This is a genomic window from Metabacillus idriensis (genome assembly GCF_009674765.1).
GTDB lineage: Bacteria > Bacillota > Bacilli > Bacillales > Bacillaceae > Bacillus_P > Bacillus_P idriensis.
This window is the reverse complement of the sequence record NZ_WKKF01000003.1, coordinates 150,234-173,978: the sequence shown is the minus strand read 5'-3', so window position 1 is coordinate 173,978 and position 23,745 is coordinate 150,234. Positions and strand designations below refer to the sequence as shown.

Annotated in this window: 21 protein-coding genes and 1 pseudogene; all 22 read left to right on the top strand. The window is 39.1% G+C overall.

What is annotated here, in order from left to right:
• The first annotated feature begins 6 nt into the window (after positions 1-6).
• The 22 genes and pseudogenes from GJU41_RS13800 (at position 7) to GJU41_RS13695 (ending at position 23,730) form a co-directional block, all read left to right on the top strand.
• Positions 7-624: a sugar transferase gene (locus GJU41_RS13800; RefSeq protein ID WP_070879607.1), complete on the top strand. Its 618-nt coding sequence runs from the start codon at positions 7-9 to the stop codon at positions 622-624.
• Positions 625-639: 15 nt separating this feature from the next.
• Positions 640-1,410, top strand: a complete 771-nt coding sequence (locus tag GJU41_RS13795) for a GNAT family N-acetyltransferase (protein WP_070879608.1) — start codon at positions 640-642, stop codon at positions 1,408-1,410.
• The gene (locus GJU41_RS13790) at positions 1,407-2,498 is read left to right on the top strand and encodes a GNAT family N-acetyltransferase (RefSeq protein WP_070879609.1); all 1,092 of its coding nucleotides are present in this window, start codon (positions 1,407-1,409) and stop codon (positions 2,496-2,498) included. Before GJU41_RS13795 ends, GJU41_RS13790 begins: the two co-directional genes overlap by 4 nt.
• Before the next feature lie 34 nt (positions 2,499-2,532).
• Entirely contained in the window at positions 2,533-3,708 is a 1,176-nt protein-coding gene (locus GJU41_RS13785; protein ID WP_070879610.1) for an aminotransferase class I/II-fold pyridoxal phosphate-dependent enzyme, read from the top strand.
• 92 nt (positions 3,709-3,800) lie between these two features.
• A complete protein-coding gene (locus tag GJU41_RS13780; protein ID WP_070879611.1) occupies positions 3,801-5,624 on the top strand; it encodes a polysaccharide biosynthesis protein in 1,824 nt (607 codons plus the stop codon).
• A 27-nt stretch (positions 5,625-5,651) separates the two neighbouring features.
• Complete coding sequence (locus GJU41_RS13775; RefSeq protein ID WP_070879612.1) at positions 5,652-6,875, top strand: glycosyltransferase family 4 protein; 1,224 nt, start codon at positions 5,652-5,654, stop codon at positions 6,873-6,875.
• 79 nt (positions 6,876-6,954) lie between these two features.
• A complete protein-coding gene (locus GJU41_RS13770; protein WP_070879613.1) occupies positions 6,955-7,599 on the top strand; it encodes a YdcF family protein in 645 nt (214 codons plus the stop codon).
• 29 nt (positions 7,600-7,628) lie between these two features.
• Complete coding sequence (locus GJU41_RS13765; protein WP_070879614.1) at positions 7,629-8,741, top strand: acyltransferase family protein; 1,113 nt, start codon at positions 7,629-7,631, stop codon at positions 8,739-8,741.
• A 19-nt stretch (positions 8,742-8,760) separates the two neighbouring features.
• Entirely contained in the window at positions 8,761-9,084 is a 324-nt protein-coding gene (locus GJU41_RS13760; protein WP_070879615.1) for a helix-turn-helix domain-containing protein, read from the top strand.
• Positions 9,085-9,247: 163 nt separating this feature from the next.
• Positions 9,248-10,009 (top strand): threonine/serine exporter family protein, encoded by a 762-nt coding sequence (locus GJU41_RS13755; RefSeq protein WP_070879616.1) that lies wholly within the window; start codon positions 9,248-9,250, stop codon positions 10,007-10,009.
• An 18-nt stretch (positions 10,010-10,027) separates the two neighbouring features.
• Positions 10,028-10,474 carry a threonine/serine exporter family protein gene (locus tag GJU41_RS13750; protein WP_070879617.1) on the top strand — a complete coding sequence of 149 codons (447 nt, stop codon included), beginning with the start codon at positions 10,028-10,030 and terminating at the stop codon, positions 10,472-10,474.
• Positions 10,475-10,559: 85 nt separating this feature from the next.
• Positions 10,560-11,471, top strand: coding sequence for an aldo/keto reductase (locus tag GJU41_RS13745; RefSeq protein ID WP_318185819.1), 912 nt, complete (start codon positions 10,560-10,562; stop codon positions 11,469-11,471).
• A gap of 421 nt (positions 11,472-11,892) precedes the next feature.
• Positions 11,893-12,530: pseudogene (locus GJU41_RS13740) on the top strand (glycerol-3-phosphate responsive antiterminator).
• Positions 12,499-13,617, top strand: coding sequence for an ABC transporter ATP-binding protein (locus GJU41_RS13735; RefSeq protein ID WP_154318974.1), 1,119 nt, complete (start codon positions 12,499-12,501; stop codon positions 13,615-13,617). Before GJU41_RS13740 ends, GJU41_RS13735 begins: the two are co-directional and overlap by 32 nt.
• On the top strand, positions 13,614-14,549 hold the full coding sequence (locus GJU41_RS13730; protein ID WP_154318972.1) for a carbohydrate ABC transporter permease: 936 nt from the start codon (positions 13,614-13,616) through the stop codon (positions 14,547-14,549). The genes GJU41_RS13735 and GJU41_RS13730 overlap by 4 nt, the downstream gene beginning before the upstream one ends.
• A 53-nt stretch (positions 14,550-14,602) precedes the next feature.
• Positions 14,603-15,358 (top strand): carbohydrate ABC transporter permease, encoded by a 756-nt coding sequence (locus tag GJU41_RS13725; protein ID WP_154319022.1) that lies wholly within the window; start codon positions 14,603-14,605, stop codon positions 15,356-15,358.
• Positions 15,359-15,372: 14 nt separating this feature from the next.
• Entirely contained in the window at positions 15,373-16,725 is a 1,353-nt protein-coding gene (locus tag GJU41_RS13720) for an ABC transporter substrate-binding protein (protein WP_154318971.1), read from the top strand.
• Between the two features lie 92 nt (positions 16,726-16,817).
• Positions 16,818-17,561, top strand: coding sequence for a glycerophosphodiester phosphodiesterase (locus GJU41_RS13715; protein WP_224771430.1), 744 nt, complete (start codon positions 16,818-16,820; stop codon positions 17,559-17,561).
• 200 nt (positions 17,562-17,761) lie between these two features.
• A complete protein-coding gene (locus GJU41_RS13710) occupies positions 17,762-19,261 on the top strand; it encodes an alanine/glycine:cation symporter family protein (protein WP_070879624.1) in 1,500 nt (499 codons plus the stop codon).
• Positions 19,262-19,397: 136 nt separating this feature from the next.
• A complete protein-coding gene (locus GJU41_RS13705) occupies positions 19,398-20,018 on the top strand; it encodes an NAD(P)-dependent oxidoreductase (RefSeq protein ID WP_224771429.1) in 621 nt (206 codons plus the stop codon).
• 168 nt (positions 20,019-20,186) lie between these two features.
• The gene (locus GJU41_RS13700) at positions 20,187-21,929 is read left to right on the top strand and encodes an ABC transporter ATP-binding protein (RefSeq protein WP_154318969.1); all 1,743 of its coding nucleotides are present in this window, start codon (positions 20,187-20,189) and stop codon (positions 21,927-21,929) included.
• Positions 21,910-23,730: an ABC transporter ATP-binding protein gene (locus tag GJU41_RS13695; RefSeq protein WP_154318967.1), complete on the top strand. Its 1,821-nt coding sequence runs from the start codon at positions 21,910-21,912 to the stop codon at positions 23,728-23,730. Before GJU41_RS13700 ends, GJU41_RS13695 begins: the two co-directional genes overlap by 20 nt.
• The last annotated feature ends 15 nt before the right edge of the window (positions 23,731-23,745 follow it).

The following is a 23,745-nucleotide window of genomic DNA, read 5'->3' as shown; positions in this document are numbered from 1 at the left end:
TCCTGTATGAAAAGAACCATTGATGTAGTTGTGGGATTTATTTTGATCATTTTATGTTTACCAATAATGGTCTTCGCGGCTATTCTTATCAAGTCTAAAATAGGGTCTCCTATTTTTTTTAAGCAGGAGAGAATTGGATTTCGAGAAAAAAAATTTACGATTTATAAATTCAGAACAATGACAAATGCAAAAGACAAAGCTGGCAGTTATTTGCCTGATAATGAGAGAATGACAAAATTCGGAACTTTCTTGAGAAAGCTAAGTATAGATGAAATGCCCCAGCTATGGAATGTCCTTAAAGGGGATATGAGTTTCGTTGGTCCAAGACCGCTGCTAATTAAGTATTTGCCATACTATACTGAAAATGAACGGAAAAGACATAGTGTCAGACCTGGAATTACGGGGTTAGCACAAGTTTCTGGAAGAAATAACTTGAACTGGGATAAAAGATTTCAGCTGGATGTTCAATATGTAATGGAAAAATCTATTTGGTTAGATCTTCAAATAATCGGTAAAACATGCTTGAAAGTGCTTAAAAGTGAAGGGGTTTCAGAGATACCGAGTGAAACGATGCTTGATTTAGATATAGAGCGGCAATTAGTTAAAACAGCAGAAAATAAGTAGATATGAGGTGGCGCCATGGAACTCAAAATACTTCCAATACTTCAAATAGATGCCTACATTATACAAAACTTAATTCAATCAGGGATGAGGCCTGATATTTTTCATAAAACTATTTTCAGTTCACGGGGATATACTACTTTTTTAGAAAATATTTTGTCCTTTCCAGAGTCATTGAGGAACATAAAGTTTCGCGGCGCTTACTTAAATAATAGGTTAGTTGGATTTGCGGAATATAGAATATTAAATGATAGTGTTTTTCTGAACAACATTTACGTAGATAAAGAATTACAAGGTAAAAATATTGGGAAATTCTTGCTTGAAACTGGATATGAGCTAGCGGATAAATACAAAAAAGATAAAATTTTGTTGGATGTATTTGATGACAATTATGCAGCACTAGCATGGTATGAAAAGGAAGGTTTTAAGAAAATTTCAGCCACAAATTGGTATTTAGGGAATCAACAAGCACATGTTTCTAAGTCGTTTGAATGTTTAGTAGAGAATTATCCTAGTGCACAAGCTGAGCAGAGACTCTATTATTTCTCTAATTTGAAAATTAAAACTGATACAGCTCTTTATGATATTGGTCGAATAAAAGAAACATTTTATCGAATTACCAGCGATCGTATTTTAGAGGATACAAGTATTTTAAATGGATTATATTGGATGGACCCTGTCAGAGAACTTATAATATTAACACAAAAAACGAAACTGTCTGGTTTTATAAATATCTGCACCAGTAATAGAATGGAAAAAATAAAGGAAGGAAGAGGGAATATAAAATGAGTTATTTAACTTTTAATAGCGCAGAAGCAGTGCGCTGGTATGACTATTACAACTTATTAGATCCCAATTTCCAGGATATTTATTTCACTCCTGAATATTGTGAAGTTTATGAAAAAAATGGAGAAGGAGAAGCCGTATTATTTATTTACCAAGAAGGTGAAAAGTTTGTATACTATCCTTTTTTAAAAAGAAAACTTTCAAAATTGACGCATCTTAGTCTCTTGAAATATTACTTGAATGATTTTTTTGATATTACAACTCCTTATGGTTATGGCGGTCCATTAACAAATAAACCAGTGGATGAACAGTTCTTGAAAAACTTTAATGAACAATTCCGGCAGTATTGTGACGATATGAATATAATAACTGAGTTTGTGAGATTTCACCCGTTGATGCAAAATCATTCCTTGTATAAGGAGGTCAAGCCTGCATGTATACGAAAAACGGTATACATAGATTTAACATTAGATTACAGTGAAATTTGGATTAATTATGATTCAAAGAACAGAAATAGGATAAAAAAGTCAAAAACTTATGATTTAGAAATTAGACATCGTCAAACAAATGATCTAGATGACTTTTTAACTCTATATTACAGTACGATGAATAGAAACGATGCAGATTATTATTATTACTTCTCACGTGAATTTTTCAACAATACATCCTATTTACTGAACGAGAAGTTAGAGTTGGTAGAAGTGCTTCATAAGGGAGTCACAATCTTTTCATGCTTTATTATGTACAGCAGGAACTACCTGCATTACCATTTATCAGGATCGAATAAAGATTATCAAAGTTACGCTTCTAATAATTTTTTAATTGATTATTTAGTTCAATGGGGAAAAGAAAAAGGGATAAAATATTTTCATTTAGGAGGAGGTTACTCTGGTGATGACAGTTTGTACAGTTTTAAAAAGAAATTTAATAAAAATGGAGACTTGTCTTTCTTTATAGGAAGAAAAATTCATAATACAGAGGTGTACAATAAGATTGTAAATGAATGTAAGTATGTAAAAGGAGATTATTTTCCCCAATACAGACATCCTGATTTGTTGTCTGATGATAAGCTTAGTCAAACAATAAATTAATTCTTTTAAAACTTGTTTACTAGGAGGAAAGCATATGATCCATAATAATAAAAGAATTTATCTTTCTTCACCTCATATGAGCGGCAAGGAAAACCATTATATTGATAAAGCATTTGAAACGAATTGGATAGCTCCACTAGGTCCAAACGTTGATAAATTCGAACAGGACTTGGCAGATTATGTTGGAGTGAAAAGTGCCATAGCACTTACATCAGGCACTGCCGCTATACATCTCGCTTTAAGACTTTTGAATGTGGAAGCGGGCGATCTGGTTTTTTGTTCAACACTTACTTTTATAGCAAGCGCTAATCCCATTTTATATCAAGGAGCAACTCCTGTTTTCATAGATTCGGAATATGAAACTTGGAATATGTCCCCATTAGCACTTGAAAAAGCTTTTTTAGATGCAAAAAGGGATGGAAACCTTCCTAAAGCTGTTATTGTTGTAAACCTTTACGGACAAAGTGCAAAAATGGATGAAATCACAGAATTATGCAATTTTTATCATGTGCCTATTATAGAAGATGCAGCTGAATCTCTTGGTTCAACTTATAAAGGTGCTATGAGTGGAACATTCGGGCGGTTTGGTATCTACTCTTTTAATGGGAATAAAATTATCACTACTTCAGGCGGGGGGATGTTAGTTTCAAATGATGAGGCATCAATCCAGAAAGCAAAGTTTTTATCTACGCAAGCCCGAGATCAAGCACCCTATTATCAGCATAGCGAAATGGGGTACAATTACAGGCTTAGTAATGTTTTAGCAGGAATCGGGATCGCACAGTTGGAAATGATTGAACAAAGAGTTAGTCAAAAAAGAACTATATTCCAAAAATATGTTTCTGAGCTTGGAAAAATACATGGTGTTAATTTTATGCCAGAATTAAAGCAATGCAGGCATAATCGTTGGCTAACGACTGCTATATTGGATTTTGAGAAAATTTCGCCTTTAGAAGTCGTTAAAGTTCTTGAGGAAAAAAATATTGAGGCGAGACTAGTTTGGAAACCGTTGCATTTACAGCCCATTTTTAAAGATTGTAAATATTACCCTCACTCAGATCAGGTAAGTGTAGCTGACTATTTATTTGAAAAAGGCATTTGCTTCCCGTCCGGAACAAATATGAATAATTCCGAAATCGATTATGTCATTAAAGAAGTTACAAATCTTTTAGCTGCTCAAATCACTGTAAAGACTCAGTTGCATGCATAAACATCTATTATTGTTATCTTTTCGTTCGTTATAAAGGATTGTTGGAATCTTTTTAGTGAATACTTTATTTGAAGTGAAGGAGATGAAGCTCTATGAATCTTCATAATCGATTTCTATCATTCATGGTTATTGATTCTTTAATCGTATTTACCACTGCTTATTTATGCAGTTATTTTCTTTACTTTGATAGTGGAGTATTTACTGCTCCATTACTTATATTATCTGTAACGCTTATTACCAGTCATCATCTTTTTGCTTATCTTTATAAGCTTTACAAGCGAGCTTGGGAGTACGCAAGTGTAAACGAGATTGTTATCATCACAAAGGCTGTTACTTTTTCAGTAGTAGTTGCAGCTTTTATTCAATTCATTATTTTAAATGATGTTTACTTAAGAGTTTTAATATCCACTTGGATGATGCAGATGTTGCTAATTGGCGGATTCCGTTTTTCATGGAGGCTCTTTAGAGATAAGCATATGCTTACTAAACATGCCGCTAAAAAAAGAACCCTAATTATCGGAGCTGGCTCTGCAGGTAATTTAGTTGCCAGACAATTGAAACAAAGCAAAGATTGTGAACTTTATCCTGTAGCTTTTGTAGATGATGATAAAAGAAAACATCATTTGGAGGTATTAAGTATCCCGGTTATTGGGGGATTGGATAATCTTCCAGAGAAAGTAGAGCGCTTAGGAATTGAAAATATCATTATTGCTATTCCTTCATTAAATAAGAAAGAGCTTAACAGAATCTATTTAGAGTGTAAAAAAACGAATGCAAAAACTCAAACAATTCCTATGTTTGAAGATCTTGTAACTGGAAAGGTAACGGTTAATGAAATACGAACTGTGGAAGTTGGAGAGCTTCTAGGAAGAGAGCAGATTGAACTTGATACAGAATCTATTGCTGAATATATAACGGATAGCATTGTTTTAGTGACTGGTGCTGGTGGTTCAATCGGTTCAGAAATATGCAGACAAATATCTCAATTCAAACCATCTAAACTCATTTTATTAGGACATGGAGAAAATAGCATTTATTCTATTGAAATGGAATTAAAGAATACTTATAACAATATTGAATATGTAACTGAGATTGCAGATATTCAAGATCAAGGAAAGATGTTAAATATTATGAAACAGCATAGACCAAGAACTGTGTTTCATGCAGCTGCACATAAGCATGTTCCATTAATGGAAAGAAATCCGGAAGAAGCAGTAAAAAATAATGTTTTAGGAACTAAAAATGTGGCAGATGCAGCAGATGTCTATAAGGTTGAGACATTTGTGATGATATCAAGTGATAAAGCAGTAAATCCAACAAGTGTAATGGGAGCAACAAAACGAATGGCAGAAATGATTGTTCAAGATATGGATAAAAGAAGTCAGACAAGGTTTGTCGCCGTTCGGTTTGGCAACGTATTGGGAAGCAGAGGAAGTGTCATTCCACTATTTACGGAACAAATTAAAAACGGAGGACCTATTACTATTACGCACCCTGATATGAAGCGGTACTTCATGACTATTCCTGAAGCGTCAAGATTGGTGCTTCAGGCAGGAGCCCTCGCTAGGGGGGGAGAAGTATTTGTACTTGATATGGGAGAACCAGTGAAAATATTAGATTTGGCCAAAAATTTAATTCGCCTAAGCGGATTTCAAGAGGAAGAAATTGAGATTAAGTTCACTGGAGTCAGAGCAGGAGAAAAGTTATTCGAAGAGCTTCTTGGAGATAACGAAGTACATGAAGATCAAATCTATCCTAAAATTTACGTTGGAAAATCAGTAGAAATTGATATGGAAACATTAGAAAATCTTCTTAAGACCTATTGGTCACTAGAGAAGGAAGAGATGAGAGGACAAGTACTTGCAATAGCTAATACTAATAAAATCGTACATGAACATGAGCTTTTAGTGATTTAATAGTAGCTTATTAAGGGGGATTATTAATTGAAATCAAAGAGCAAAGATATACTTTTGGTAGCACCTTTTACAATTCTTCCAGGTGAAAAAGGATTTAACCGCTTTACTTATATAGCTGAGCAATTAAGTCAAAAAGGCCATCAAATCACATTAGTGACTAGTTCGTTTCAACATAATGATAAAGAATTTCGCAATTTAAATGATATTGAACAATTACAAAAAAAAATAACATACAAAGTAGTTTTAATTGAAGAGCTAGGTTACATGAAGAATATTGGAATTGACAGAATCAAAAGCCACAGACATTTTGCTAACCAGCTCAGCAAGTACTTAAAAACATTAAAAAACAAGCCAGATATGATTTATTGTGCATATCCGATGATGGAAACTGCTTATATAGTAGGAAAGTATTCGAAAGGAAATAAAATTCCGTTATTCATGGATATACAAGATGTTTGGCCGGAATCAATTAAAAATGCATTACCATTGCCGGAAAAAATAGTTGATGTTCTCCTATATCCCCTCACTATTTATGCAAATTCAATATATAAAATGGCAGATTACGTTGTTGCTGTTTCTAAAAGCTATATTTATAGAGTGCAGAGAGTGAACCACCACGCTAAAAGCTACTTGCCTGTGTTTATAGGTACAGATTTGGGTTATTTTGATATGAACAAACAAGAAGGTGTTCGTAAAGTCGAAGGTGAGTTCTGGATTACCTATATAGGGACACTTAGTTATAGCTATGATCTTGAGACAGTGATTAGAGCTGTTGCGGCTTTAAAGAAACGAGGAATGCATCAGATTGTATTTAAGGTAATAGGTTCTGGTCCTTTAAAGAATAAATTTGTCGATTTGGCAATCGAATTAGATGCTCCTGTTGACTTTATGGGCCATCTAACCTATGAGGACATGATACCATATTTATCACATTCAGATATTGCTGCAAATGCGATAACTAAAGGTGCTCAACAAAGTATCACAAACAAAATTGGTGATTTTCTTGCTGCAGGTCTTCCAATTCTTAATAGCAGTTTAAATGAAGAGTTCTCACAAATCATTACCGAGAAAAACATTGGATATAACTACTTGCCAGGTGATTACAATCATTTAGCTGATTTGATTATTGACCTTCAGAAAAATGAAAATAAGCGTATTGAGCTTGGAAAAAACGCTAGAAATTTGGCAGAAGACCAATTTGATAGAAGATACACATACAATGATATCTATCAATTAATTGAACAGTGTTGAATTTCAAGGCATTTATAGGTTTAAGATGATGATTAACTGTAATGATAGAGTTAGGCATCTCTTTAGTTGGGAGAAACATATGTTTATTGCTGGGCTAAGAGAAAATGATATAAAAAAGAAAAACATCTCTTTAAAAAGAATTGTATTAGTTTGGTGTTTGATTGGAACAGCTATCTGTTTTTATACAGCTGGTGATTTTTTAGTAGTAAACGAAAAACCAGAAATGGCTGATGTGATAGTTGTTTTGAGCGGAGAAGAGTTAGCTCGTATGGACAAAGCAATCTTTCTATACAAAAAAGGGTTTGCAGACACAATTATTCTATCTAATGCCCGCCATAAGAGAATGTTAGAAATTGCAGAAAAAGAGATTCCTTCAAATTCAATTATAAAAGAAACAAGTGCTGCGAGTACAATTGATAATGCGAAATTCACCAGCGAGTTAATAGAAGATTTCAATTTTAAGAAAGTAATCGTGATTTCATCAGATTACCACATGAGAAGAGTGAAGATTAATTTTGATCGAGTTATGAAAAACAAAGACATTACTATTAAGTATGTATCAAGTGATAGTCCTTATAACCATCTTCATTGGTGGAGTAGCAAACATGATGTAGGTATTACTCTTAACGAGTACATCAAACTAATAGGCAATGTCTTTGGTATACATGGATCAGAAGCCAAGGAAACATTATATCATTTAGACAATTATTTTTTCAGCGATTAAACGGGTACTTAGGAAGAGGAGGGCATTTTGTGCAAAAAAATCTAATAAATGAAATATTTATATTACGGACGTTTGCCTGTATGAGCATACTTTTGCTTCATTCACTAGCTAGAGGTTTCCTGGATGAAAATGATATGGTAACTATGTTTTCCTTATTATTAACTTTTGGTACCCCAACATTTGTTTTTATTTCTGAGTTTATCCTGTCAAGAACATATAGAGACTCTCTGCCTTCTGCTTTTTGGAGTAAAAGAGTTAAGTATGTCATTCTTCCGTATCTTATTTTTGGTACTTTTTACGCTATAGTCAAAGGTTTTGAACAAACTCTTGTAACAGGAGAACCTTTCATACAAGCTGCTGGCCAACTTTGGTGGAGGCATTTGTTATTAGGAGATTTTCATGGGTACTTCATCTTGGTTATTCTTCAATTTTATGTCCTTCACTACTTTTTGGATAAGTATCTCAAAAACATGAATCCAATCAAGGTTATATGTACTTGTCTTGTGATCAACTTACTATATTTGGGTTTTTTCAACTTTGTTCAACCTTATCCAAATGAGATAGGAATATATATTTGGGAGAAGTTTTATTGGATTCCTTTCTTAGGGTGGATCTTTTATTTCTCTATCGCTTATTATTGTGGCCGTTATTACTCCACATTTATTAACCAGCTGAAAAAACATTCGAAAATAGTAATACTAGCACCGCTCCTTTTGGGAGTTGCATGTATTTATTTATATGAAACTAATATCATTACAAGCTTTTCTTCAAAAAGAATAGATATGCTTTTTTTCTCAACCAGTTTAATTATTTCTTTGTATTATCTATCTTTGAAAATTAGACAAGTTCCAAAAATCATTATTCTAATAAGTCAGTTCTCTTTTGGAATTTATCTTTTTCACCCACTATTTATGGCGATTATGGCAATAGGATTCAATCTGATTCCATGGATTGCTGATCCAATTACAAAAACAATCTCATATTTTATGGGCAGTCTTGTTTTATCTATAATATCAACATATCTATTTAACAGAATTCCGTATGGGCATTTTTTTTCAGGGAAAATCGGTGTGGGCCTAAAGCCAATAAAACAATCTAAAACTGTTCCTATTCCACCCAAAACAGCTGAAGGGAAAATTTAATTCTTATGTAGGTGAAAAGATGATTGGAGAAAGATTGAAGAAAATTAGGCAAGCAAAAAAGATGTCAATGACGGAACTTGCAGAAAAATCTAAGGTAGCCAAATCATATATAAGTTCAATAGAAAGAAATATTAAAGTGAATCCATCCATACAAGTTTTAGAAAAGATATCAAAAATATTAGAAGTACCACTGAATTATATCCTTAGTACCGATGATACTCCTGATGAAATAGATGAAGAATGGGTTCATTTAATGCAAAAAGCAATTTCTTTAGGGGTAACAAAAGAACAGTTTGAAGAATTTTTGGTTTATAAAGAATTAGAAAAAAAGTTTAATTCATAGAATAAAGATGAGCCCTCCTAATTTACGGGAAGGGTTTTTTATGTTCGCGTTTTCATTTGAGTCAATAATTGATTAAGCTCGATCCTTCGTTTAAACTGAAACAAACCACAAACACAAATCCTAACTTGAAGGGGAATATCAAGCTATTGGAGAGAACATACAGATGAAGATTCAGCAAAATTATTCATACGAGATCATGGAGGTTTGTCTGCTTGCCGGAAAAATCATGCTGATCAGCGGAGCTGAAACGTACCGGGTCGAAGATACAATGATGCGGATTGCTGCATCTTACGGTGTGAAAAGTTCGCATAGTTACGTAACGCCGACAGGCATTATTTTTTCGATTGAGTCTGATCAGCCGACAAAGACGAAGTTAATTCGGATTATGGAACGGACAACGGATTTAGATAAGGTGACGAATGTAAATGCCATTTCAAGAAAAATAAGCAATGGCGAATTAAATGTTGATGAAGCTTATGATCTGTTAAAAGAGATTGAGGATGCAAAGTCTACGTATTCTCTTGCCTTGCAGGTGATAGCAGCAGCGATTGCAAGCGGCTGCTTTCTGATTATGTTTCAGGGGCAGTGGTCTGATTTTTTTCCCGCTGTTTTTGCAGGCGGGCTCGGCTTTATGGCTGTTATCTATTTTCATCGCCTGGTGCCGATCAAATTTTTCTCGGAATTTCTGGCATCCTTTGTTATTGGTCTTCTTGCTTATTTATTTGTAAGGACCGGCCTCGGGACAGAGATGGATAAAGTCATTATTGGTTCTGTCATGCCTTTAGTTCCAGGTCTTCTTCTTACAAATGCAGTCAGGGATTTAATGGCTGGCCATTTAATATCCGGGCTTTCAAAAGGAGCGGAAGCATTCTTAACTGCATTTGCCATCGGCTCTGGGATCGCCGTTGTTTTTTTACTATTTTAAGACAGGAGAGATGGAGACATGTGGATACTTGGACAGCTGGTGACAAGCTTTATATCTACAGCTGCATTCGGTATTATCTTTCAGGCACCCAAGCCCTCCCTTATTAAGTGTGGATTGGTGGGGATGTGCGGGTGGCTGATTTACATATCTTTGGTTGGCTATGGATTAGACGCAGTTCCAGCGACTGTAGTTGCTGCTGTTTTTGTAGCCGTTACAAGTCAGGTTTTTGCAAAAATCTATAAAACTCCGATTATTATTTTCAGCGTAGCCGGCATTATTCCATTGGTTCCTGGTGGAATGGCGTATGACGCAATGAGGAATTTCGTTGAGAATGACTATAATACCGCGATTACATTAGCTGCAAAAGCATTTATGATTTCAGGTTCCATCGCGATCGGACTTGTTTTTTCTGAAGTGATTAATCAAGTCATTAGAAGATCACAGCTTCGAACAAAGGTTAAGTAAACGGGGGGATTGACTTGAAATTGCAGACACCGCTCAGGCGACTTGGGGAGACGGAGCTTATGGTCTCCGCGCTCGGACTTGGCACGTGGCAGTTCAGCAAAGGCAGCGGCTGGTCGGCAAGTTTTGGCTGGAAGCAGATAACCAGGCAGTTGAGGAAATCGTGCAAATCAGCCTTGAGGGTGGTATTAACTGGTTTGATACAGCTGAAATTTACGGGAACGGAAAATCTGAGGAAGCCCTGGCTGACGCTTTGATAAAAATACCCAAGCTTTCAGAAGAAGCATTGATCGCTACTAAATGGTGGCCGATGTTCCGCACGGCAGGATCCATTACAAAAACAATCGATGAAAGGATTCAGGCCCTTAAAGGCAAAACCATCGATTTATATCAAATCCATCAGCCGTTTTCGTTTTCCAGTGTGCGAAAGGAAATGAAACAAATGGCCTCACTGATTGAGAGCGGAAAAATTCGGTATGCAGGTGTCAGCAATTTTGATGCGGCTAAAATGGGAGAGGCCCACAATGTGCTTAAAAGCCATGGCTTCACGCTTGCATCCAATCAGGTGAAATACAGTCTTGCAGATAGAAGAATTGAAAGAAACGGTGTTCTGAATACAGCGAAGGAGCTCGGGATTTCGATTATCGCCTACTCGCCGCTTGAACAGGGAATCTTAACAGGCAAATTTCATAAAAATCCTGATTTGATCAAAAAGATGTCTGGCCCCCGCAAGCATTTTTCTCACTTTAAACCTGCAGCCTTAAAGCGCACACAGCCGCTAATTGATCTGCTGGATAAAGTGGCGCTTGAATACAGCGTGTCAGCCAGTCAAATCGCTCTGAACTGGACTGTGCACTATCACGGTGAAACCGTGGTTGCCATTCCGGGAGCTTCAAAAAAACACCATGCCGAAGAAAATATAGGCACGCTCGCTTTTAAGCTCAGTCAGAAGCATTTAGATGAGATTGACAGAGTATCTAAAGAGTGTGCGTTGAAATAGTTCAGTACATAAGAAAAGGATACCAATTGCGCAGCAATTGGTATCCTTTTTTGTGTTTCATTGAAAAGAATTTTGAAGCAATGCTTGCTGAATGGGAGGAATCAGAGGCAAGCTATGAGTACCCAAAACAATATAGCAGTCCTGCAAGAGCATCCTGCACCCGCACTGGTCCCTAAAAATCCGCCATTTCCCAAGGTAGTTTCTAAACGATTTCTATATTTTACAAATCCCTAACATTTCCTTCATATTAATCTACATTATCTTCATACTGGGTTTACCTTGGAGAGGTATGATGAATCTCGTGAAGGACAAGTGAATATAACCAGGTTGAGATATTGAGAAACCATAAAAAAACATAGGTGATAGATAAAGCCCAAGTTTTTTTATGGTTTTTATTTTTATAGAAGGGGCTGAAACAGCCATGGATACCCACCAGGAATTCATAAAGCGTCTGCATGAAGATCGGCTGATTGCTGCGATTAAGGATCCGAAAAGCTTTGACCGGTTTATGGAAACGGATATTCAGTCCGCGTTTTTGCTCATGGGCAATATAAGTGTGATCAAGCGGTATGTTGATTTGCTGAAAAAGCATGATCGACACGTTTTTTACACTTGGAAAAGATTCCTGGCATCAGTTATGACCGTGAAGGTCTGAAGTTCATTGCGAAATTTGTAAAGCCCACTGGAATCGTCACAACAAAGAGCTCTCTGATTCAATTTGCCAAAAATGAAGGCCTGCTTGCCATCCAGCGGCTCTTTCTCATCGATACGGATGCTGTTGCAAATGGATTGAAAACCGTAAATGAAATCCAGCCGCACGCACTGGAAGTAATGCCTGGACTTATTCCTGAAATGATAAAAAAAATAAAGAAAGAAACAGATCTTCCTATTATTACTGGAGGGTTGATTCAGCATGCAAGGCATATTGAAGAGGCTTTATCAAGCGGGGCTGTCGCAGCTTCGACAGGGAGATCCTGGCTTTGGAAGAAATACGAAAACGCGGAATTAACCGGGAGGAGTGAGGATCATGAAAAAAGTAGAATTGAAGAATGTTTCTAAATCATATGACACCAAAAATAACGTCATAAAAGATATAAACGTTGTGATAGAACCTGGAGAGTTTTTCGTATTAGTCGGTCCATCAGGGTGCGGGAAAAGCACGATGCTGCGGATGATTGCAGGCCTTGAGGAGCTTTCTGGCGGAGAGTTGGTCATCGGGGACAAAAAAGCGAATTCTCTTCCTCCGAGCAAGCGGGATCTTTCAATGGTCTTCCAAAACTATGCGCTTTACCCTCATTTGTCAGTTGAGGAGAATATCACGTTTGGCCTGCACACGAAAAAAATCAAAAAGGCTGAACAAAAACAGCGATGCGAAGAAGCAGCTGAGATGCTTGGTTTATCAGATTTATTGAAGCGAAAGCCAAGGCAGCTTTCAGGAGGGCAAAGACAAAGAGTTGCACTTGCAAGGGCAATTGTAACGCATGCTCCCATCTGTTTGATGGATGAGCCGCTTTCTAATTTAGATGCAAAGCTCAGAGCAAAAATGCGCTCTGAAATCCGCCAGATTCAGCGGAAGCTTGGCATTACAATGATCTATGTGACGCATGATCAGACAGAAGCCATGACAATGGCTGATCGGATGATGATTTTAAACAATGGGGATATTCAGCAGATCGGAAAACCCCTGGAAATTTATAATCAGCCGGAGAATACGTTTGTAGCTTCTTTCATAGGAGCGCCTCCCATGAATTTAAAAACCGTAAAAATCAGCGGAGGTTCTATTCAGATTGATGGACAGAAAACCATTCCTTTTAAAGGGAATGTAATTCCTGATCAAATGGAAGCGGTCATCGGCATCAGACCTGAAAGCATCCAGCCTGCCGCATATGGTAAAGCGACGATGACAGCTGAGGTCGCAAATGTCGAGATCCTTGGCACAGAAACACTCATTTCATTCTATATCGAAGAAAACGAGCAATGGCTTGCGAAATGGAGTGGACAATGGGATGTGAAGGTTGGAGATCAAGCAGAGTTTTATATTGATGAATGTGATCTTTTTCTTTTTGACCATCAATCAGGCGATTGCATTTATTCACAGCCTAAGCAATCAGGCCGTGTTCTGAATCAGCAGGAGGCATCCGTATGAACGGTGTAAATGAGGCTCCTGCAGCGTTTGCAGAGCAAAAAGTGAATCATGAAAGCAATAGAGAGCTGCGTTCTTTTGGAGCCGGTATGCTTTATTTACTGCCATCTATTCTTTTATTCTCTGTTTTTCTTTTCTATCCTATGATTCGCACAATCTATCTAAGCTTTTTTTTAACAGACGGACAAGGGGTTCCTTTGAGTTTTACGGGTTTTGAGAATTTTACATATTTGTTTCAGTCTCCTTCTTTTCAAAATAGTATGAAGGCCACTATGCTTTTTGTGGTTTATACAGTTCCAGCAGGAGTTATTCTTGCATTATTTTTAGCATTAATCGCCAATGAAAAACTGCGGGGAATCGGTTTTTTCAGAACCGTTTTTTCATCGACGATGGGAATGAGTGTCGCCGCTTCGTCTGTGATTTGGATGTTTATGTACAACCCGGCAATCGGCGTCATAAACAAGGTTGTCGGAGGCCTCGGGCTGACTGAAATTCAGTGGCTTCTGGATCCCAAATATGCTCTTTTGGCAGTTTCTGTTTCTACGATTTGGATGAATGCCGGCTTCGCTTTTCTGATTTTGCTTGGAGGCCTTCAGAATATTGATGAACAGCTCTATGAGAGTGCAAGAATATCAGGTGCGGGCTATTTTTATCAGCTTAAAAAAATTACGATTCCCATGCTCTCCCCAACGCTGTTTTTTGTCATCACCGTTTCATTTATTAATGCCTTTCAGACGTTTGGCCAAATTGACATTTTGACAAAGGGCGGACCGATGGAATCAACAAATGTCATTGTGTATTCCATCTATAAAGATGCTTTTATTAATTACAACATCGGTTCAGCAAGTGCGCAGGCTGTTATTCTCTTTTTAGGCATTTTGGTTCTGACGGTTCTTCAATTCAAGATAGGCGAAAGGAAGGTGCATTATAGGTGAGCACAGCAAAGAAAATCGTTGTTTATGCACTGCTCGCAAGCTCTGCCCTCCTGATGATGTTCCCGATTCTTTATGCTTTTTCTATCAGCTTCATGAAGGGCGGGGAAGTGCTGCAGGGGAATCTCATCCCTGAAACGGTCACTCTTGATAATTATAAAGCGGCCTTCGAAAAAGTCCCACTACTTCACTTTTTATTGAACAGCTTTTTCGTCTCAATAGCCGTTATGCTTGGGCAGCTCATTGTATCAAGCTTAGCCGCCTTTGCTTTTGTGTTTATTACCTTTAAGGGGAGAAATGCCATCTTTATGCTTTTTATTTCCACCATGATGATTCCGTGGGAAGCGACCATGGTGCCAAACTTCCTGACTGTACAAAAGCTTGGCTGGATTAATGAGTATACGAGTTTGACGATTCCGTTTTTCGCGCTTGCTTTTGGAACCTTTTTGCTTAGGCAGCAGTTCAAAACGATTCCTCTGGAGCTTTATGAGGCTTCGCAGGTGGCTGGAATCAGCCGGTTCCGTTTCTTTTGGAAGGTTGTTCTGCCGGTGTCAAAAACAAGTTTAATTACACTGGGCATTTATAGCTTTTTAACAACTTGGAATATGTATTTGTGGCCCCTGCTTGTTACGAATAATGAGAAGGTGCGGACGGTTCAGATTGGACTGAAGCAAATGCAGTCTCAGGAAATTTCTTCACAATGGGGGGTGGTGATGGCAGCAGCAGTTGTTGTAGTACTTCCGACATTATTGATTTTATTCATAGGGCAAAAGCATTTCCAAAAAGGGTTAACTCAAGGTGCGATCAAATAAAAGGAGCGAATCAAATGAAGAAACTACTGCTTGTTTTATCGTCTTTACTTTTAATTATCTTAGGTGCATGTTCAAATTCAGCAGGCACTGATGAGGGCGGAGAAGCTTCTGCCGAAGGTTCATCCGGGAAAACGGAGGTCATCTTCTGGCATGCGATGAGCGGGGAGCTGGAAACCGTGTTAAATGATCTTGCAAAGGACTTTAACGAATCGCAGGATGAAGTCGAAGTAAAACCTGTTTTCCAAGGCACTTATGAAGAAGCATTAACGAAATTCAATACAGTTGCAGGAACAGCAGATGCTCCTTCTATTATGCAAACATTTGAAGTAGGCACGAAATACATGATCGACAGCGGAAAAATCCAGCCTGTTCAAAAGTTTATCGATGAAGAAAACTTCGATACATCACAATGGGAAAAAAACATTTCCAACTACTACACGGTTGACGGAAAGCAATATTCCATGCCATTTAACTCATCAACTCCTGTTCTTGTCTACAACAAGGATGCATTCAAAAAAGCAGGACTTGATCCTGAAAAAGCGCCAATGACTTACAGCGAGTTAAAAGAAGCAGCTGAAAAACTGACAGTAAAAGAAGGTTCGAACACATCTCAATATGGTTTCTCAATCTTAAACTACGGATGGTTCTTTGAAGAATTGCTTGCAGCACAGGGCGGAGAATACGTAGATAATGAAAACGGCAGAAAAGGAGACGCAGCAAAAGCAGTCTTTAATGATAAAAAAGGTTTAAATGTATTTAACCTTATCAATGATATGTACAAAGACGGCACATTCTATAATGCAGGACAGAACTGGGACGATATGAGAGCTGCCTTCCAATCAGGAAAAATGGCTATGTTCTTAGATTCATCTGCAGGGATTAAAGCGCTTGTAGACAATGCTCCGTTTGAAGTGGGCGTAGCTTACCTTCCAGTTCCTGATGAAGCGGAACGTGAAGGAGTCATCATCGGAGGCGCATCTCTATGGATGTCAAAAGATATCAGCGAAGAAAAGCAAAAAGGTGCATGGGAATTCATGAAGTATTTATCAACTCCTGAAGTACAGGCTAAATGGCACGTTGAAACAGGTTATTTTGCCATTAACCCTGAAGCATATGAGCAGGACATTGTAAAAGAACAATGGGAGAAATATCCTCAATTAAAAGTAACGGTTGATCAGCTTCATGACACGAAAGCAAGTGCGGCGACGCAGGGAGCATTAATCTCTGTATTCCCTGAATCAAGACAAAAAATTGTATCGGGAATGGAAAGCCTTTATCAGGGAATGGATCCTCAAAAAGCATTAGATCAGGCAGCGGAAGAAACAGATCGCGCTCTTGAAACAGCAGGAAAGAAACAAGGGAAATAATACAGCGAGCTGACGAATCAGTCTCCTCGAGATTCGTCCGTTCCTTTTTTAAAAGAATCTTAGAATGACATCATAGAAAGGAGTATAAAGCCTTGAGTAAGCGAGTTGAAATATATGCACACCGGGGATGCAGCGGAGAGTATCCGGAGAACACAATGGCGGCATTTGAAGCAGCGTGTGAAATTGGAGCGGACGGCATTGAGCTTGATGTGCAGATGACAAAGGACGGAGAAGTTGTTGTCATTCATGATGAACGGATTGACCGGACAACGAATGGGATTGGATTTGTTAAAGACTTCAGGTACAAACAATTAAAGCTGTTTGATGCGGGCAGCTGGTTTCATCCCAAGTATTCGCGGCAAATGATTCCTTCTTTACAGGATGTTTTAGATTTAATCAAAACGAACGGTCCTGAAATGAACGTAAATATCGAACTGAAAAATGACGTCTTTCCGTATGAAGGGCTAGAGGAGAAAGTACTGCAATGTATTCACCAATCTGGAATGGCGGATTCAGTCATTCTCTCATCCTTTCAATTTAAAAGCATGGGGAAAATAAGAGAGCTGGAAAGCAGCATTCAAACGGCCCTTTTATTCGAAGGAATCCCATCTAACATCATCGAAGAAGCAAGGAAGGTTCACGCGAATGCTCTCCACTCTGAAGCTTCTTTTGCCGTTTCAGCTGCTGGCAAGAGAGTTGTTGATGCAGGATATCCTCTTAGAGTGTTTACCATAAATCAGACTGAAAAACTGGAGACTTTGACAAGTTCGGGTGTTTCCGCGCTTATTACTGACTACCCAGAGTTATTTTTAGAGAATAAGAGTGTTCCTTTTTAGGTGCACTCTTTCTTTATGTCACTTTTTTTAACACGAAATGTAAGAAGAAAGAACCGCTATATATATGGGTTGTTTGCGTTTTCACCCTTCTTAAACGCGACAAATGGCACATATTCTATCAAAATAGTGATTGTACAGTTATGACTTATCCCTTATAATCTAAAAAGAAAGAAAATTCAGTATTATGAGGGGGATTTTTATTGGAGGCGTTTGTTAATAGCTTAAACAGTGTTCTCTGGAGCACGCCCGTTATTTACATTTGTTTGGCTGTAGGTTTGCTTTTCTCCATCTTGACCCGATTTATGCAAGTGCGTCATATCAAAGATATGGTGCTGCTGATGTTTCAGGGGAAAAGCTCTGAAGCAGGAGTTTCTTCTTTTCAGGCATTATCCATTGCGTTATCAGGTCGTGTAGGAACTGGAAATATCGCTGGTGTTGCCACTGCGATCGGCTTCGGCGGACCAGGAGCAGTATTTTGGATGTGGGCCATTGCCTTCATTGGAGCATCAAGTGCTTATATTGAATCAACATTGGCTCAGATTTATAAAGTGAAACAGGACGGACAATACCGCGGGGGTCCGGCTTATTATATTGAAAAAGGAACTGGATGGAAATGGTACGGCATTATTTTTGCATTCGCTGCTTTACTTGCGATGAGCTTGCTGATGCCTGGTGTTCAAGCGAACTCCATTGCGCTTGGCCTGGATAATGCATTTGGCGTAAGCCCGTTCATTACTGGTTTAGGACTTATTATTCTATTAGCACTTATTATCTTTGGCGGAGTTAAGAGAATTGCGAGTGTAGCTCAGGTAGTTGTGCCATTTATGGCGCTTGGCTACATCCTGGTTGCTCTTGTCATTATTGCTTTTAATATTACGGAGCTGCCTGCAGTTATTGCCCTTATTTTTAAAAGTGCATTTGCACTGGATTCTGCATTTGGCGGAATCGTTGGAATGGCGATTGCTTGGGGAGTAAAGCGCGGAATCTACTCAAATGAAGCGGGTCAGGGAACAGGACCTCATCCGGCTGCTGCAGCTGAAGTTTCGCATCCGGCAAAGCAAGGCTTAGTTCAAGCTTTCTCTGTTTATATTGATACTCTTTTCGTATGTTCTGCTACTGCATTTATGATTTTATTCACCGGCATGTATAATACACAGGCTCCTGATGGTACGTTCATTGCAAACGGACTTGGAGCTGAAGTTGAGCCTGGGCCAGTCTTTACACAGGCTGCAGTAGAATCGGTTATTCCAATTCCGGGATTCGGTTCAGGATTTGTTGCGATTTCCCTGCTTTTCTTCGCTTTTACAACAATCATGGCGTATTACTATATCGCTGAGACAAACATTGCTTACTTAACCAGGGGGAAAAGCAATAAAATCCCGATGTTCCTCGTAAAAGTCGTACTCCTTGGAGCGACATTCTATGGATCTGTTAAAACAGCATCATTAGCATGGGCTCTAGGAGACGTAGGCCTTGGCATCATGGTCTGGCTAAACCTAATTGCCATCCTGATTTTGGCCAAACCGGCGCTTATTGCTCTAAAAGACTATGAGGCTCAAAAGAAGCAAGGTCTTGATCCAGTGTTTGATCCAGTAAAGCTTGGCATTAAAAATGCAGATTTCTGGGAGCACGAATACAAATATGAAGACCCTGGCACAGATTCTGTGCTGGATAAAAAAGACCGGACGTTGAATTCTTAAATGGCGGGACCTCTTGTTAACGGCAAGAGGTCTTTTCATGTTGATTAAGAGATCACCAGCTTGCGAAGTACTTAATATTGACAGGCTGCTTATAAAAGTGATTAATAAATAGTAAGAATCTGAGACAGGTGGGATCATGATGAAGCTGATCATATTTGGTGCAAGCGGAAAAACCGGAAGGCACATGGTTGCCCAGACGCTTGCTGCGGGACATGAAGTCACTGCTTTTGTACGATCTCCGGAAGCATTCAGTCTGGAACATGAGCGTCTTGCTGTTGTGAAAGGAAACGCGCTGAATAAGGAAGAAACAGAAGCTGCAATTAACGGGCATGATGCCATTGCCTCTTGTCTTGGCGGAGAAGGTCTGGGAAAGTCGTCCGTATTGACAGAGATGACAGTAAACATTTTATCCGGGATGAAAAAACATTCTGTTAACCGGATTTTATATGTTGCCTCTGCAGGCATCCATCAAGAAATCCCGGGCATTACAGGCTTTCTGACACAAAAACTCATTTTGAAAAATGTGTTAAGAGATCATGCAGACGCTGTAAAAAGAATTCGGGAAACCGAGTTTGACTGGACGGTTGCAAGGCCCATGCAGCTTATTGATGGACCCCTGACAAAAAACTATCGGATCGCGCAGGAGGGGATTCCTGAAGGGGGAAGGAAAATCGCCAGAGCCGACGTTGCTCATTTCTTAGTGAAGGCATGGATTCAAAAAGGTTTTATTCATACATCAGCTGGTCTTGCCTACTAATGGATACGCTCATCTCAGCGTATCTTTTTTAGATGAGGTCAAAAACAGGAATGGAAATCTAAATATTCAAATTTTAACCAATAAAGAGTATGATAGAATAAATGAAATTCAAGATATTAGTCTGGCTAAATAAGTACATAGAATGATGCAATGTTTGGAGGCAGCCGTATGTCGAAAGTGTTTTCTTTGCTAAAGCCTTACCGTCTTGCGATGGGTGTGGCCCTGACCCTGATGCTGATTGAACTTGGGGTAGAGCTGCTGCATCCGCTGTTAATGGCGAAAATAATTGATGATGGCATCTTGAAAAATGACTTATCTGTTGTCATCTATTGGGGAAGCGTCATGGTCGGGATTTCCATTGCGGCATTTGCTGCTGGTGTGACAAATTCCTTTTATGCGGCTCATGTCAGTCAGAGCTTCGGATATGATGTACGCAAAGGTTTATTTGAGAAGGTTCAGTCCTTTTCTTTTGCAAATTTCAGCCTGTTTCCTACTTCATCTCTGATTACGAGGATGACAAATGACGTGACTCAGCTTCAGAATACGATCTTTATGAGCCTGCGGATCATGCTCCGTGCGCCCCTTTTAATAGTAGGGGGAACGATCATGGCTCTAATCGTCAATTTTAAGCTGGCCCTCATTCTCTTAATTTCGATTCCCCTTTTAATAGGATTTCTAGTATGGATGATGAAAAAAGGCAGCGGCCTGTTCAAAGCTGTTCAGGACCGGCTAGATTCTGTTAACGGTGTCATGCAGGAGAACCTGACTGGAATGCGGATTATTAAGGCATTTTTGAGAAGAAACTATGAAGTCTCAAGATTTACGCAAGCAAATGAAGAGTTGAAAAGCGGGACCGTTTCAGCACTAAGGCTGATGGAAATTGCCATGCCTGTCTTATTATTAGTCATGAATATCAGTATCCTCGCCATTCTGTGGTTTGGCAGCATCAATGTCGGCACAGGGGATGCAAAGGTTGGGGAAGTAGTGGCGATTGTAAACTATGCGCTGCGAATATCCTCTGTTTTATCCATTTTTTCTTTTATCATCATGGCTTTTTCACGTGCAAAAGCATCAGCCGGACGCATTAATGAGGTTTTAGATACAGAAGCTGATTTGACTGATTCGCTTGACGCAGAAGAAACAAGTGTGATTGAAAAAGGAGAAATTGAATTTAAATCCGTTTCTTTTATTTATCCGGGAACGAATACGGCTGTTCTGAATAACCTTTCCTTTACTGTGAATGCAGGTGAGACGATTGCCCTGCTTGGTGCAACGGGCTCAGGGAAATCGTCTATTTTCAATCTGATACCAAGGCTTTATGATGTGTCTGGCGGGGAGATTTACATTGATGGTAAGAACTTACTGGATATGAAGCTTGAAAGTCTGAGGGGACAAATTGGTTTTGTTCCGCAGGAGTCTCTTTTATTCACAGGATCGATCAGAGAGAATATTGCTTGGGGTAAAGAAGGAGCATCACTTGAAGAAATAAAGGAAGCGGCCATAAATGCACAGATTCATGAAACCATTGAAAGACTCCCTGACGGCTATGATACAAGAGTCGGTCAAAAAGGAGTCAATCTTTCCGGAGGTCAAAAACAAAGACTTTCGATAGCAAGAGCACTTGTCCGCAAGCCTAAAATTCTTCTGCTTGATGACAGCACAAGCGCTCTTGATTTAGCAACAGAGGCAAAGCTTTTAAAGGGGATAAAAGCATATGAATGCACGATCTTTATCATTACACAAAAAATCAGCACGGCTATGGAAGCGAGCCAGATCCTCCTGCTGGATGACGGGGAAATTCTCGCTCAGGGCTCTCATCATGAATTAATGGAAGAGTCTCCGCTGTATCAGCGCATCTATGAATCCCAGTTTGGAGAGGAGGCCCTGCAGGATGTTCAAAGAGCTAAGTAAGCCATTCAAGTATCCAAAAGTAAAACAGGACGAACCTGTTCAGAAAAAAACGGTGAAACCCAAAAACTGGTTTGCGACGATTACAAGAGTCTGGTCGTATCTTTCTTTGAATAAAGGCCTGCTCAGCCTGGTTCTCCTGATGGTGGTGCTCAGTTCTGCTTTGGCGCTGCTTGGTCCTTATTTAATAGGGACAGTCATTGATGATTTTATCGTGACAAAAGAAAGCAGCGGATTTGTGAAATTGCTGATTGCCCTAGTTGGTATCTATATCGTTCAGTCCATCTCTCTGCTGCTGCAGAACATCTGGATGATCGGCATCGCGCAAAATACGGTTTTTACGATGAGAACACAGCTTTTCCGTCATCTGCATAGTCTGCCGATTTCGTACTTTGATAAACGGCAGCACGGGGAACTGATGAGCAGGATAACAAATGATATTGAAAATGTCAGTTCGACCTTGAACAGTTCTGTTATTCAAATTTTCTCAAGTATCCTGACACTTGCAGGAACAATAGCAGTCATGCTCTGGCTGAGTCCGCTGCTTACGCTAATCACTCTTACCATCATCCCAATAATGTTCTTTGGGATGAGGTGGATCACAAATAGAACAGGAAAGTTATTCAAAGCACAGCAGCGGAACTTGGGAAATCTTAATGGCTATATTGAAGAAACCATTTCAGGCCAGCGTATCGTCAAGACGTTTTCACAGGAGCAAAAAGTGATTTCGGAGTTCCTGGAAAAGAGTCAGCGGCTTAAAGGAGCAGGGTTCTGGGCTCAGACGATATCTGGCTTTATTCCGAAGCTGATGAACGTCCTGAACAATTTAAGTTTTGCGGTGATAGCAGGAGTGGGGGGCATTCTCGCTCTGAATGGTCTAGTCACAATCGGGGTCATCGTGATTTTTACTGAATACTCCAGACAGTTCACAAGACCTTTGAATGAGCTTGCGAATCAGTTCAATACGATTCTGTCTGCTGTAGCAGGTGCTGAGAGAGTATTTGAAATTCTGGATGAAGACGCAGAAATGAAGGATGAGAAAGATGCTTCAAGCCTTCAGGATGTGAAAGGAGAAGTAATCTTTGACCGGGTCTCTTTCTCTTATGAAGAAGAACAGCAGACGGTTCAAAACTTGAGCTTTACAGCATCTCCCGGTGAAACGGTGGCTATCGTCGGACCTACCGGTGCAGGAAAAACAACAATGATCAACCTGTTATCCCGATTTTACGATCCTGATGATGGAAAGATTCTGATTGATGGAACGGAAAGCACGAAAATCAGGCGGAGCAGTCTGAGAGAGCACATGGCGTTTGTCCTCCAGGATCCATTCCTGTTTAAAGGAACCATTATGGAAAACATTCGGTACGGCCGTTTGGATGCCGCGGATGAAGAAGTGATCCGAGCTGCAAAAGAAGCAAATGCCCATTCTTTTATCATGAAATCAAAAAATCAATATGAAACGGTTCTCACACAGGATGGAAGCGGAATCAGCCAGGGTCAAAAACAGCTGATATCCATCGCAAGAGCGATCCTTTCAAGTCCTGTTATCCTTGTACTAGATGAAGCGACAAGCAGCATTGATACGATTACAGAGCTCAAAATCCAGGAAGCCCTTCAGAGATTGATGAAAGGCAGAACAAGTTTTGTGATCGCACACAGGCTGAATACCATTCAAAAAGCGGATCAGATTCTCGTGCTTGAGAATGGTGCACTGATTGAAAGAGGAAGCCATGAGTCTCTTCTTCAAGAAAAAGGATTTTATTACGGTCTCTATCAAAGTCAGCTGAAAGACGAGGTCGTATAAGACCTCAGTTTTTAA